The organism is Pseudogracilibacillus sp. ICA-222130, assembly GCF_037892545.1.
Lineage (GTDB): Bacteria > Bacillota > Bacilli > Bacillales > Amphibacillaceae > Pseudogracilibacillus.
The window spans coordinates 15,486-28,817 of record NZ_JBBKBG010000001.1 but is presented as its reverse complement, the minus strand read 5'-3'; the positions used below and the strand labels follow the sequence as shown (position 1 = coordinate 28,817).

General features: G+C 35.5%; 12 protein-coding genes. 1 reads left to right on the top strand and 11 read right to left on the bottom strand.

Going from position 1 to position 13,332, the window contains the following annotated elements:
* Positions 1–23: 23 nt before the first annotated feature.
* Positions 24–1,313, bottom strand: a complete 1,290-nt coding sequence (gene tig / locus WKT09_RS00130; RefSeq protein ID WP_340414092.1) for a trigger factor — start codon at positions 1,311–1,313, stop codon at positions 24–26.
* Positions 1,314–1,496: 183 nt separating this feature from the next.
* Positions 1,497–2,453, bottom strand: a complete 957-nt coding sequence (locus tag WKT09_RS00125) for a hypothetical protein (protein ID WP_340414091.1) — start codon at positions 2,451–2,453, stop codon at positions 1,497–1,499.
* Positions 2,454–2,674: 221 nt separating this feature from the next.
* Between WKT09_RS00125 and WKT09_RS00120 the strand changes: the two genes are divergently transcribed.
* Positions 2,675–3,220, top strand: coding sequence for a DJ-1/PfpI family protein (locus WKT09_RS00120; protein WP_340414090.1), 546 nt, complete (start codon positions 2,675–2,677; stop codon positions 3,218–3,220).
* Between the two features lie 99 nt (positions 3,221–3,319).
* Here the strand turns inward: WKT09_RS00120 and hemY are convergent, their stop codons facing one another.
* The 9 genes from hemY to WKT09_RS00075 form a co-directional block, all read right to left on the bottom strand.
* A complete protein-coding gene (hemY, locus tag WKT09_RS00115) occupies positions 3,320–4,726 on the bottom strand; it encodes a protoporphyrinogen oxidase (RefSeq protein ID WP_340414089.1) in 1,407 nt (468 codons plus the stop codon).
* Between the two features lie 7 nt (positions 4,727–4,733).
* A complete protein-coding gene (gene hemE / locus WKT09_RS00110; protein WP_340414088.1) occupies positions 4,734–5,783 on the bottom strand; it encodes a uroporphyrinogen decarboxylase in 1,050 nt (349 codons plus the stop codon).
* Positions 5,784–5,803: 20 nt separating this feature from the next.
* The gene (gene hemL, locus WKT09_RS00105; RefSeq protein WP_340414087.1) at positions 5,804–7,087 is read right to left on the bottom strand and encodes a glutamate-1-semialdehyde 2,1-aminomutase; all 1,284 of its coding nucleotides are present in this window, start codon (positions 7,085–7,087) and stop codon (positions 5,804–5,806) included.
* Positions 7,088–7,100: 13 nt separating this feature from the next.
* Complete coding sequence (gene hemB / locus WKT09_RS00100) at positions 7,101–8,084, bottom strand: porphobilinogen synthase (RefSeq protein WP_340414086.1); 984 nt, start codon at positions 8,082–8,084, stop codon at positions 7,101–7,103.
* Between the two features lie 4 nt (positions 8,085–8,088).
* Positions 8,089–8,838, bottom strand: coding sequence for a uroporphyrinogen-III synthase (locus WKT09_RS00095; protein ID WP_340414085.1), 750 nt, complete (start codon positions 8,836–8,838; stop codon positions 8,089–8,091).
* Positions 8,831–9,766 carry a hydroxymethylbilane synthase gene (gene hemC, locus WKT09_RS00090; protein WP_340414084.1) on the bottom strand — a complete coding sequence of 312 codons (936 nt, stop codon included), beginning with the start codon at positions 9,764–9,766 and terminating at the stop codon, positions 8,831–8,833. The genes WKT09_RS00095 and hemC overlap by 8 nt, the downstream gene beginning before the upstream one ends.
* A 12-nt stretch (positions 9,767–9,778) precedes the next feature.
* Entirely contained in the window at positions 9,779–11,056 is a 1,278-nt protein-coding gene (hemA, locus tag WKT09_RS00085; protein ID WP_340414303.1) for a glutamyl-tRNA reductase, read from the bottom strand.
* Between the two features lie 336 nt (positions 11,057–11,392).
* Positions 11,393–12,379 (bottom strand): Gfo/Idh/MocA family protein, encoded by a 987-nt coding sequence (locus WKT09_RS00080; protein WP_340414083.1) that lies wholly within the window; start codon positions 12,377–12,379, stop codon positions 11,393–11,395.
* A 207-nt stretch (positions 12,380–12,586) separates the two neighbouring features.
* A complete protein-coding gene (locus WKT09_RS00075; protein WP_340414082.1) occupies positions 12,587–13,315 on the bottom strand; it encodes an NADPH-dependent oxidoreductase in 729 nt (242 codons plus the stop codon).
* Between the last annotated feature and the right edge of the window lie 17 nt (positions 13,316–13,332).

Below are 13,332 nucleotides of genomic sequence, written 5' to 3'. Positions count from 1 at the left end.
CCCAATCTCTGCTATTTTAAAAATTACTTAGCTTTACTTTCGTCAACGATAAAGTCAATTGCTTTTTTAATTTTTAAATCTTCTTTCAATAAGTTAGTGTTTCCACCTAACATACCGATGATTTGATCTTTGTCTAAGTTATACATGCTAGCCATGTTTTCTAATTCCGCTTCAATATCTGCTTCTTCCACTTCAATATTTTCAGCTTCTAAAACAGCTTCTAATACTAAGTTTGTTTTCACACGTAATTGTGCATCATTTGACATTTGTTCTTTTAATTGTTCTTCTGTTTGACCTGAAAACTGGAAGTAATTTTCTAAGTTCATTCCTTGCATTTGTAAACGTTGTTCGAATTCACGTAACATCTGGTCTAATTCTGTTTGAACCATTGCTTCTGGAATATCAATTTCAGCATTTTCTGTTACTTTTTCGATTAACTGTTCGCGTTTTTTGTTTTCCGCGGCTTGTTCTCTTTCTTTTAAAAGTTCTTCTCTTTGCTTTTCTTTTAAAGCTTCTAAAGATTCCACTTCTTCATCAACATCTTTAGCAAACTCATCATCTAATGCTGGTACTTCTTTCTCTTTAATTTCGTGGATCGTCACTTTAAATGTTGCTTCTTTTCCAGCTAATTCTTCCGCATGGTAATCTTCAGGGAAAGTAACGTTTACTTCTGTTTCTCCTGCTCCTTTACCAATTAATTCTTCTTCAAATCCTGGGATAAATTGACCAGAACCAATTTCTAATGGATGATTTTCACCTTTTCCACCTTCAAAAGGCTCGTCCCCTAAAAATCCTTCAAAGTCAATTACAGCTGTATCGCCTTCTTCAACGGTACCTTCTTCTTTTACAACTAATTCTGCATGGCTTTCTTGTAAAGCTTCTAATTCGTTTTGAACGTCTTCATCTGTTACTTCTACTTCTTCCACTTCAACTTCTAAACCTTTATAATCTCCTAATTTTACTTCAGGTTTAACCGTAACTTCACAAACGAAAACTAAATCTTTTCCACGTTCAATCTCATCGATGTCAATGCTAGGCTGATCAACTGGGAAAATTTCTGTCTGATCAACTGCTTCACTATATGCACTTGGTAACACAATATCAATTGCATCTTGGTATAAAGATTCTACTCCAAAACGTTGTTCGAAAATCTTACGAGGTACTTTTCCTTTTCTGAATCCAGGAAGATTTACGTCTTTTACTACTTTTTTAAACGCTTGATCTAAAGCTGTTTCAAATCTGTCAGCTGGTACTGTAATTGTCAGTACCCCTTCATTGCCTTCTTTTTTCTCCCAATTTGCTTGTACTGTCATTTGTTTTATTCCCTCCACATTCATTTAAAACATATATCTTTCATATATATTATTTACCTTTTAATATTCAACCATTAAAGTATAACATAGTCAACAACTTAATGAAAATAAATACATTTTACGATCGTATAGCTATTTCATGAACGATAAAGTGAGGCATTTTCTAGTAAATACCACTTACACCTAATGCAAAAATAACTCCACATATAATCGTTCTGCTTCCATCACTTTTTTTAAATATTTATTTACCTTTCCATCATACATCGGTTCATTTTCTACTACATATAACTCCTGGCCAATAAACATTAATGCTTGCATAATATGTTCTACTTCATTACTCAGATCCATCGGAACATACATATAAAGAAAATGCTCAGTTAATTCCAGTAAAAATTGTTCCATGACTGGATTATCTTGTCCTACTAATTCTAGTTGTTTGGCAATATCTTTATATGTCCTCGACTGTTTGACCATCGTCGTTTCTGAAGGTTTTTTAGTTATTATTTCACCAAACTTTGAAACAGAAATACTTTCTTTTACTTGTCGTTCACGTAATAGTTGCCATATATATGCTTTTATCCCTTCATGGATGTCCATCAACAAATATGAATGAAAAACGGTTGGTGGTTGCTTATGCAATGTATTCCACTGTTTTAAACATATAAACGCATTTTTGTATTCCTTTTTTTCTATGTGCTGTTCGATTTTTTCTAATAGCTCTTTTGACTCTTTTTCATTCATCATTTGACACATTTCGTATATTTCACGATATTTTATTTGTTCTTCTGGTGGAACAGTGGTCGTTGACTCCAGTTCGTCTATATATTGAATGATTTTGTTATATCGTTGAGCTTCAAATAAAATCGTAATATAGTAGAATAATATCGTATAAAATGCATTACCTGTCTTTCTTTCTAATATATCTTCACAAAATATTTCCGCTTCTAATGGTTGTCCTAATTGAATATGACAAATAATTTTCCCAATTGCTATATCCGAATTTTCTATGCCGTGATGCAGTAATTGATCAATATATGTTAATGCTTCTGAAAAATTTTCTTGTTCCATTGCAAGAAAACTTTTTTCTATGAGTGTATCTTGCATTTGTGGAAATAATATAATCTTGTTTTTTTCCGCCATTATGTCACCACATTTTCTTTTGTGATCTATTGCTTTGTATGAACAATAGAAAAATATGTCTTCTATGTATTTTTTTTACCTATTTAGTTCATCTTCCTATAAAAAAGATATGATATCAAATAATTTTCATTTCTTTCAAATATTTGCCTTAAAAGGTTGTTGAGTTTTCTGAATATTCCTTTAAAATAGAAGGTGAAGGATATTTAAAGGAGGATATGTATATGGCTAAAAAAGTACTCATATTAATTGGTGATGCTGTAGAATCTTTGGAAATTTATTACCCGTATTATCGATGTTTAGAAGAAGGTATCGAAGCGACAATTGCTGCTTCAGAAGTACGTAAAGTGCATACGGTTGTCCACGATTTTGTTGGATGGGAAACATATACAGAAAAACCAGGTTATTTAATTGATGCACATATTGCTTTTAGTGACATAAATCCTGAGGAGTATGATGGTCTGATTATCCCTGGTGGACGATCTCCTGAACATATTCGTATGAATGAACATATCCCGAAAATTGTGAGTCATTTTTTTGAAGCGAACAAGCCTGTCGCTTCAGTTTGTCATGGTAGTCTCGTTTTAACCATGGTGCCCGAACATATAAAGGGTCGTGAAATGACAGCATATATTGCATGTAAACCTGAAGTAGAAGCTGCTGGTGCAACCTATGTCCATGAAATGTTACATGAACATAAAAACTTAGTCTCCGGACATGCATGGCCCGACTTACCGGGATTAATGAAAATGTTTTTAAGTAAACTTTAAACTGAAAGATGGATATAAATAGAAATAAGATGAGGATGTTAGTATATACATTACTAACATCCCTTTTTCATAGGAAATGATGAACCATTACCATATCGATTATTTTTGTATATATTCGACGATTTGTCTAACTGCTTCTTCGGCTTGTCCGATGCAATCCGGGATGCCTACCCCTTCTATGGAACTTCCAGCGAGAAAAAAACCTGGCATTTCTTTTTCTAATGTACGTTTCGTATGTAACACCCTTGCTTTATGTCCAACGGTATATTGTGGCATCGCATTTTCCCATCTTGTTACAACAGAAAAAATAGGCTCTTTTTTTACCCCGATAGATTTCTCGATATCTTTTAAAGCGATTTTTGTGATTTCCTCATCTGATAGATGCACGACAGATTGGTCTGTAGGTTTTCCGACATATGCACGTAATAACGCTTTTCCATCCGGTGTCGTATGTTGCCACTTTTTATGTGTCCACGTGCATGCCGTTATCCGATAATTACTATGACGCGATATAACAAATCCAGTTCCATCTAAAGTTGCCCCAAGCTCATCTGTATCATAAGCAAGGGCAACATTTGCAACTGAATTAGAGGTCATCTCACATAAACGATCCATATTGAAATCATTTCCTACTATTTTCTCCAATATATGATGTGGTGTCGTTGCCAACACAATATCCGCTTCTATACTTTCACCATTTTGACAATGAACAGTATATGTATTACTTTTTTTCTCTATCCATTCCACTACATGCTCTTTTCTAAGCACAGAAGGCGAAATTGCCTGTTCTAAAGCTGTCACTAATGTGTCTAAGCCATCTGTAAATGTGCAAAATTGCCCCGTTTTTTTCCCTGTATTTGCCGAACTTTTCCCTATCGTATTTCGAATGCCTTTTATAATACTCTTATGTGATTGTTCCAATTCGAAAAATTGTGGAAATGTGGCATATAAACTCATTTCATCGATATCTCCAGCATAAATACCTGACAATAGCGGCTCTATAATATGATCCACTAATTCATCACCAAATCTTCTCCGTAAAAAATAGCCTAATGATTGATCTCCTACATAGGTGGAACGAGGTAAAATGAAGTCCAATCCTGTACGTGCTTTTCCCCTTTTAGATAATAAGGACGTTTCTAAAAAAGGTTGTAACGTGGTTGGCACTCCCATAAATGAACCTTGGGGCATTTTATGTAATACATCATTGGAAAGGATGTATGCTTGCCCTGTTGTATTTCGTACAAGCTGATTTTTTATTTGTAAACTTTCAACTAATCGAATTGCTGGTAATTTTCTGCCTAAAAATGAATCCGGACCTCGTTCAATAATAAATCCATCTTTTCGTTCTGTACGAATTTTTCCACCAAAACGATTGGAAGCCTCTAACAATTGTATCGTATAAGGTGCTTCCAATCCTTCTATTTGTTGTTGCAAATAATAAGCGGCAGCTAACCCCGTAATACCACCGCCGATGATTACGATAGACGTTTCTTTTTTATCCATGTTCCTTTTAACGGCTCACAATCGAACGTCCAGAATGTGAATGAATGAGTTCTGTAAGTTTTTTCAATGTTGCTGGTTGAATGTTCGGGGTTACACCATGTCCTAAATTAAAGACATGTTTTCCATCTTGTAAACCTTCGTCAATGATGGCTTTTGCGCGTGTCTCAATCGTATCCCAGTCCGCTAATAATATCGTTGGATCTAAATTTCCTTGTAATACTTTCGTTACTCCAAGTTCACGTGCCTCTTGGATAGAAGTTCGCCAATCTAAACCGATGACATCTAATGGTAAATCGTTCCATTCCAGTAATAAATGACGTGCATGAATCCCAAACATGATAAGTGGGACATTTTCCTTCTGTAATGCAGTGAAAATTTTATGCATATATGGTTTCACAAATGTACGGTAGTCTGATGCGTTTAACGCGCCAACCCACGAATCAAATATTTGAATGGCATGTACTCCAGCCTCGATTTGTGCCTTCGTATAATCAATCACCATATCACTTAATTTATCCATTAATAAAAACCATGCTTCTGTATGAGTGTACATAAAAGCTTTCGTTTCACTATAATTTTTCGAAGGACCACCTTCAATCATATAACTTGCTAATGTAAATGGTGCGCCACTGAAACCAATTAATGGGACCGATAATTGTCCCGTCGTTAATAAGTGTATTGTATCCAACACATATGGAATATCTTCTTTCGGACGTAATGTGCCTAACTGTTGGACATCCTCTATCGTTCTAATTGGATTTTCAATTACTGGCCCGATCCCTGATTTTATTTCTACATCTATTCCCATCGCAGGAAGTGGACTCATAATATCTTTATACAAAATCGCTGCATCATTATGATAATTTTCAACAGGTGTTCTTGTCACATAAGCACAAAGTTCCGGATTATGTGTAATTTCAAATAATGTATGATTTTTTCTCACTTCTAAATATTCTTGCTGAGAACGTCCTGCTTGCCTCATGTACCAAACAGGTGTATAGTCCGTTTTTTCTCCTTTATACGCTCGAATGATCGTATCATTAAATTTTTTCGTCATCGTTCATTGTCACCCTTCTTTTATAAAGTACTAAATACACGTTGTACTGCTTCCACTGTTTTTTCAATATCCTCATCAGTATGAGCAGTTGACAGGAAAAGCCCTTCAAATTGAGATGGTGGCAAGAAAATTCCTTCTCGAATCATTCCTTGATAATATTGTTTGAATCGATTTAAGTCTGATGTGGAGGCTGTATCATAATTCGTCACTTTTTCATTTGTAAAGAAAAAACCTACCATAGATCCTGCACGATTCACTTGTAATGGAATATTATATGTATTTGCTGCCGCTTCATATCCCTCTATTAATCGGTCTACTTTTTTATTCAACACGTCATACGTTTCTTCCGTTAAAGCATTCAATGTTTCATATCCTGCTGTCATTGCTAATGGATTACCTGATAATGTCCCCGCTTGGTAAATCGATCCACTTGGAGCTACCTTCTCCATTATTTCCTTTTTACCACCATATGCTCCAACAGGAAGACCACCACCAATTACTTTTCCTAAACATGTTATATCTGGCTCGATACCGAAATGTCCTTGTGCACAATGGTATCCGACCCGAAAACCAGTCATCACTTCATCAAAAATAAGCAATGAACCATATGTTTTTGTTATCTCACGTAAAGATTCTAGAAAATTACTTACAGGTGGAACGACCCCCATATTTCCGGAAACCGGCTCTACAATTACAGCCGCGATATCTTTTCCATATACTTCAAATGCTTTTTCAACACTTGCTATATCATTATATGGTACGGTGACGGTGTTTTTTGCAATTCCTTCAGGTACACCAGGACTATCTGGTAATCCTAATGTTGCCACACCAGAACCAGCTTTAATTAATAAAGAATCACCATGACCATGATAATTTCCAACAAACTTTAAAATAATATTACGACCTGTATACCCACGTGCTAAACGTAAAGCACTCATCGTCGCTTCTGTTCCGGAATTTACCATACGGAGCATTTCAATAGATGGGACGCGTTCTTTCACTAATGCTGCTATTTTATTTTCTAACAACGTCGGTGCCCCAAAACTTGTTCCTTTTTCAGCAACATCCTTTATAGCATCTACCACTTTATCTGGTGCATGCCCTAAAATTAATGGTCCCCAACTTAACACATAATCAATATATTCATTACCATCGATATCTGTAATTTTAGACCCTTTTCCTTTTTCCATAAAAATGGGCGACATGCCAACAGAAGAAAATGCTCGTACTGGAGAGTTGACACCTCCCGGCATAAGCTCTACCGCCTCTTTGTATGCATCGATTGAGTTTGTAAATTCCATCATTATTCTCCTAACTTTATTGTGTATTTTTTAACCATCTAGCTACTTCTTTTGCATAATAAGTAACAATCAATTGTGCACCAGCACGTTTCATGGCGATTAGTTTTTCCATGACAACACTTTTTTCATCAATCCATCCATTTAATGCTGCTGCTTTTGTCATGGAATATTCACCACTTACGTTATACGCAACGACCGGTACATCAACATGGTTATAAACTTCACGGACAATATCTAAATAAGCTAATGCAGGTTTAACAATGATAAAGTCGCCCCCTTCTTTCGTATCTGTTTTCGCTTCACGTAGCGCCTCTTTCCGATTTGCTATATCCATTTGATAGGTTTTTCGATCCCCAAAGGCTGGAGTGCTTTCTGCTGCATCACGGAACGGACCATAAAAAGCGGAAGCATATTTCACGGCATAAGACATGATGGGAATATGCACAAATCCCGCCTCATCCAAAGCGTTTCGAATTACTGTCACAAAACCGTCCATCATATTAGACGGAGCGATTATATCAGCACCAGCCTCTGCTTGTGTAACAGCAGTTTTTGCTAATAGTTGCAAGGAGCTATCATTTTCAACATATCCATCACGAAGCACACCACAATGACCGTGTGATGTATATTCGCATAAGCATGTGTCTGCAATGACGAGCATATTTGGTGCATACTGCTTTATGAGCCTTGTTGCACGTTGCACGATACCTTCCTTGTCGTAAGCTCCCGTCCCTTCCTCATCTTTTTCTTTCGGAATGCCAAATAATAAGACGGCCTTTAATCCTACATGTTGTAATTCATCTAGTTCTTCTTCCAAAAAATCGAGCGAAATTTGGTATACCCCAGGCATGGAAGGAACTTCTTTTTTCGTGTTCGATTCTTCTGTAATAAAAAGTGGATAAATAAAATCATTCACTGATAGCGTAGTCTCCCGTACCATTTCCCGCATCGCTTCACTATGACGTAAGCGACGGTGCCGTTTAAATGAAGCATTTTCCATTTTTTCATTCATCCTTTCCGTTATGATGTTGAATCATTTTTTCAACCATTCCTTCAATCGTAAATACATCCGCAACGAGAATATTCGAAAATTGTGCATCGATCGCCTTTTTTTCTGTCGTCGTTCCAATACAAACTGTTGGGATAGATTGCCATGTTGTAAAATTAGGTACCATGGAAAGAAACGCATCAATGGCAGATGGACTTGTAAAAGTGATATAATCAATCGCATTCCTTTCAGACACTTTTTGTAACGTTTGTTTCATCCCATCATTTTGTTTCGTTTCATACACTTCCACGACATCATACGGTATTTTTTCCTTAGTAAACGCCTTTAATAATACAGGCCTTGATAAATTACCGCGAACGAATAAAACTCGCTCTTTCGTATTAAAACGTTGTAAAAATTGTGATGCCATCGTTTCAGCATTATAAGTACTTGGCATAAAATCAACTACATATCCTCTATTATGTAATGCTGCTTTTGTTTTTTCACCAACTGCTGCAATATTACATTGATGCAATTGCTGAGCATATCTTTCATGTTGTAAAAAACAGGCAACTCCTTTTTGACTCGTAAAAAATACCCAACTATATTGTGTCAATGCATCTTTCATTTCAAAACGTTTACAATTAATTTGTAAAAGTGGTACTTCTATTGGATTTGCCCCAGTTTTACGTAATACATCTGCCAAAATCGTTGCACCTTGTTGATCTCGTGTAATTAAAATGTTTTTGCCTTGCAAGTTACTCAATGTGCTTCAACTCCGCATTGGTTTTTTGAATAAGCTCCTCAGCTCCTTGCTGTTTCAAGGCATCAGCTACTTCTTTTGCTACTTCGTCCGGATTCGTTCCAATTGCTTCGTGTTCAAGGATCGTTTTTCCATCTAGTGAAAATAAGCGACCGCGTAAGTGAATTTTTCCGTCTTTCACATTAGCATAGGCCGCTAATGGTGCTTGATCTCCTTCTGCAAAAGCTTCTAAAAATTGACGCTCCGCACGTACGGAATTCGCTGTATCTGCATCATGGATAAGTGATAATAATTCGATCATTTGTTCATCATCTTCCCGGCATTCAATCGCTAAAGCCCCTTGCCCCATTGCTGGCATGAAATCATTATCAGGTAAATATGCTGTAATATGTTCTGAATCGATACCGAGTCGTTTTAATCCGGCTACAGCTAATATGATTGCATCAAACGACCCTTCTTCTAATTGCTTAATCCTTTGATTAATTGGACCACGTATCCACTTTGCTTCAAGATCTGGTCGTTTCGCCAAAATTTGTGCTTGTCGACGAACACTACTCGTTCCAATGACGGCACCTGGTGGTAGCTCTTCAAACGGAATATGATGTCTGGCAATATAAGCATCACGATGATCTTCTCGCTTAGGAATCGAAGCAATCGTTAATCCATTCGGAACGGTTACAGGTACATCTTTTAAACTATGTACGGCAAAATCAATCTCCCCTTGTAATAATTGTGCTTCAATTTCTTGTAAAAACACACCACCTTGGCCTAATTTGGTCAGGGAAACATGTAAATTTTTATCTCCTTTTGTCATTATTTCTTTAATGGAAAATGGCTCTTTTACTCCTTTTTCTCGGAGTGCTTCCATTACCCATTTTGTCTGAATTAACGCTAACTTACTATTTCTTGAACCTACGACAATATCTCGCAAATAAAACCCCTCCTATCTTTTTTCGGTCATGTTATCTTCTAACCCAAAAATATCGATGAACAATTCCTTTTCTTGTTCAAACGTTCCTTCTTCACACATTGTTTTCACTTGTTTGATCGGTTGTTCCATTAATTGATTGACGATACTTTTTGTATGCTTTTCAATTATCTTTCGTTCTCTTTCAGTTAAAGAAGGAATTTTTCGGAACACACTCTCTACTGTTTTTGCTTGAATACCAAAAGATTTTTCGCGCAATGCATGAATAACAGGTACAGCTTCCAATGTTTCTGTCCATAATCGAAACGACAGTAATTCTTCTTGTATATCTTCTTCAATTAACTTGGCAGCCTCTTTTCGTGCTTGCATATTGTCGTCCACGACATGTTTTAAATCATCCACATCATATAAAGTGACTCCTTTAATTTGTTGGACAGCTCTTTCGATATCTCGAGGTACAGCAATATCAATACAAAGTAGTTCTTTATTCTTTCGCTTATTCATTACTTGTTTCAGTTGATCTTTCGTAATAATTGTATGTGCAGCACTTGTAGAGGTAATGACAATGTCTACTTCTGTTAACACCTCTTCTAATGCTTCAAATGGCTTACATTGTACATCCATTTTTTCGGCGAGTGATTTCCCACGTTCTACATGACGATTTAATATCGTTATGTCGGTTACACCAGCCGATAATAAATTTTGGATCGATAATTTTCCCATCTCCCCTATTCCGACAACGCAAACAGATTTTTCTTTTATATTTGGATAAAATGACTTTGCTAATTCCACTGCAATATAACTAATCGACATCGGTTGCTCGCCAATTTGTGTTTTATGATGGGCGTTTTTCGCAAATTGAATGACCCGCTTACTTAATTCATTTAACATTTTTCCTGTTGTTTTATACTGTTGTCCTAATAGAAAAGCGTCACGAACTTGACCGAGAATTTGCGTTTCTCCAAGGACAATTGAGTCAAGTCCAGAAGCTAGGCGAAATAAATGATGAACAACAGCTTCCCCTTTTGTAAATTGACAATATTGCAGTAATTCTTCTTGCGAAAAATGAAATATTTCACTTAAAAAATGCAATATATTATCTTTTCCACCATGTACATGATCGACAACAGCAATTATTTCTGTTCGATTGCATGTGGATATAATTATATGCTCACATATATGTGGATATTGGTGTAATGCTACATATGATTTTTCCATTATTTCATCAGAAAATTGAATTTTTTCACGTATTTCAATCGGTGTCGTGTCATAATGAACACTCATTTTTAACATGTACAACTTTTTCTTCTCCTTTTGGATCGATATGAAAAATTGGATGATGTCTTATTCTCATTATTATGTACGTTTTCCATCATGTTATGGGTAAAATTTGTAATTAGAAAGTTATCTCATTAGCTATCTAAACTTTTTCTCATAAAAATTCACTATGTCCTTTATCATACCATTTTATTATACTAACTGGTATATATAATTTTTGACAATTGTTTGTCTTTTATTTGACAATGATGAATCATCTTCTTTGTATTCGCATTTTTCAAATAATGATAAAGGTTATAAAAAAGCTCTTCAAACAAGTATGTATGCTGAAGAGTTTTTTTAGTACCTATTTTATACTGTGAGCGTGTTTCCTGTATGCAGCGATTCATATGCTTTTTCTAAATAATGGATCATTTCTAATGATTGATTAATATCGTACATCGGTGTACGGTTTTCTTTTATACAAGCATGAAAATGTTCTATTTGTAGCGAATATTGATTTGCTTTCACTTTTTTCGTTTCCATGATGTTTCCTTGCTTATTCATAAGTTGAACAATCGCTTCTTCATTTTCTGCAGCATCTGGTCTAAAGGCCGATGCAACGAAAATGGACCCATTATCGCCAAATATTTCGTAATAATTTCTAAATGGACCTTTAAAGGAACATGTAACGGTAGCGATTCGTTCCTTTTTATCTTTAAAGATTGAAGTGGATGTGACATCTACCTCATGTTTTGGATCCACATGACCAATGGTCGTTACAGACGTTGGTTTTATACGTGCAATTTGTGTTAGTGCATGTATGCCATAACAACCAATATCCCAAATTGCTCCACCACCAAGCTCTTTATTTAACCGAATATCTTGTTCCTTTTCTAACAAAAATGAAAAATGGGCATGTGCAGAAGTAATATTTCTAATTTTGCCTTCTTCTATCCATTGTCGTACTATATTATGTTGTGGATGATATTGATACATAAATCCTTCCATAAAAGTTACTTTATGTTTGTCAGCCGCATCTTTTATTTCTTGCAAATCCTGTACTGTTAATGTTGCTGGTTTTTCGAGTAACACATGCTTTTTTGCTTCTATTGTTTTCATCGCCCACTCTTTATGTAAATTATTTGGTAATGGAATATATATAGCATCAATATTTTCATCGACAAGTAATGCTTCATATGAATCATAAACCTTCGCAATACCAAATTTAGCTACTTTTTCTGGACTTTTAGAAGCGATTGCGACAATCTCCTGATCTGCTACTTCCTGTATGGCAGGTAAAAATTGTTCATACGCGATATTTGCAGCACTTAAAATTCCCCAACGTAATTTCTTCACATATGTTCCCTCCATCTTTCTTTTATTATATATAACTTTATTTCATTTGCATAGTTTTCTGATTGTTTAAGTAGGAATTAAAGTAAGGTTTTTTTCTATTTTTCTAGCTTCACGATACAACTCCGTATTAGGTAAAATATAAGAGATTAAAAATGATGAGAGGAAGCCCACTTTTATAACATAAAGCAGACATTCCTCTACCCACTATTATTCGTTTAAATATCCTTTTGATTGCACAAATTCTTTTAAATGTGCTCGACGCGGTTTTGGCCAAAAATCTGCCATTGATTCTGTCCACGTAATATTTTTTTTGTTATTTGTACGTGCTTTTATGTAATTATTATATGTTTCATCATATTCTTTCAATAAGTCATCATACTTTTCCTCATTATACCCATCGACATGTACGATAGCTTCTAACGGCAAACGAGGTTTTACTTCATTTTTCTTAGTAGGGACACCTACCGTCATCGCAAATAATGGGATGACATACTCCGGTAAATCGAATAAATCACTAATTTCTGCCGGATTGTTCCTTGCTCCACCAATATAACAAATCCCATATCCTTTCGACTCTGCCGCAATGACAAAATTTTGTGCATAAATCGCCGTATCAACTGCTGCAACTAAAAAATCTTCAACACGGTCACCAATTAATTCTTTGCCATGCATTTCCACTGCTTTTACATTACGCTTTAAATCTGCACAAAATAAAAGTGCAACGGGTGCTGTTGTAAATTGGAATTCATTATTCGTTAATGCCGCAAATTTTTTTATTTTTTCTTCCTCTTTCACATGGATGACTGAATATGCTTGGACGAAATGTGAACTTGCACTATATTGAGCCGCTTCTAGTAATTCATACAATTGCTCATCGGAAATTTTTTCATCTGTATACTTTCGAACAGAAGTATGTGATTTTAATAGTTGTAACATTCTTATCCCTTCCTTTA

What these genes read in the sequence shown, in the direction of transcription:
- tig (WP_340414092.1), bottom strand. Translation starts at nt 1,313, where the DNA reads ATGACAGTACAAGCAAATTGGGAGAAAAAAGAAGGCAATGAAGGGGTA.
- WKT09_RS00125 (WP_340414091.1), bottom strand. Translation starts at nt 2,453, where the DNA reads ATGGCGGAAAAAAACAAGATTATATTATTTCCACAAATGCAAGATACA.
- WKT09_RS00120 (WP_340414090.1), top strand. Translation starts at nt 2,675, where the DNA reads ATGGCTAAAAAAGTACTCATATTAATTGGTGATGCTGTAGAATCTTTG.
- hemY (WP_340414089.1), bottom strand. Translation starts at nt 4,726, where the DNA reads ATGGATAAAAAAGAAACGTCTATCGTAATCATCGGCGGTGGTATTACG.
- hemE (WP_340414088.1), bottom strand. Translation starts at nt 5,783, where the DNA reads ATGACGAAAAAATTTAATGATACGATCATTCGAGCGTATAAAGGAGAA.
- hemL (WP_340414087.1), bottom strand. Translation starts at nt 7,087, where the DNA reads ATGATGGAATTTACAAACTCAATCGATGCATACAAAGAGGCGGTAGAG.
- hemB (WP_340414086.1), bottom strand. Translation starts at nt 8,084, where the DNA reads ATGGAAAATGCTTCATTTAAACGGCACCGTCGCTTACGTCATAGTGAA.
- hemA (WP_340414303.1), bottom strand. Translation starts at nt 11,056, where the DNA reads ATGTTAAAAATGAGTGTTCATTATGACACGACACCGATTGAAATACGT.
- WKT09_RS00075 (WP_340414082.1), bottom strand. Translation starts at nt 13,315, where the DNA reads ATGTTACAACTATTAAAATCACATACTTCTGTTCGAAAGTATACAGAT.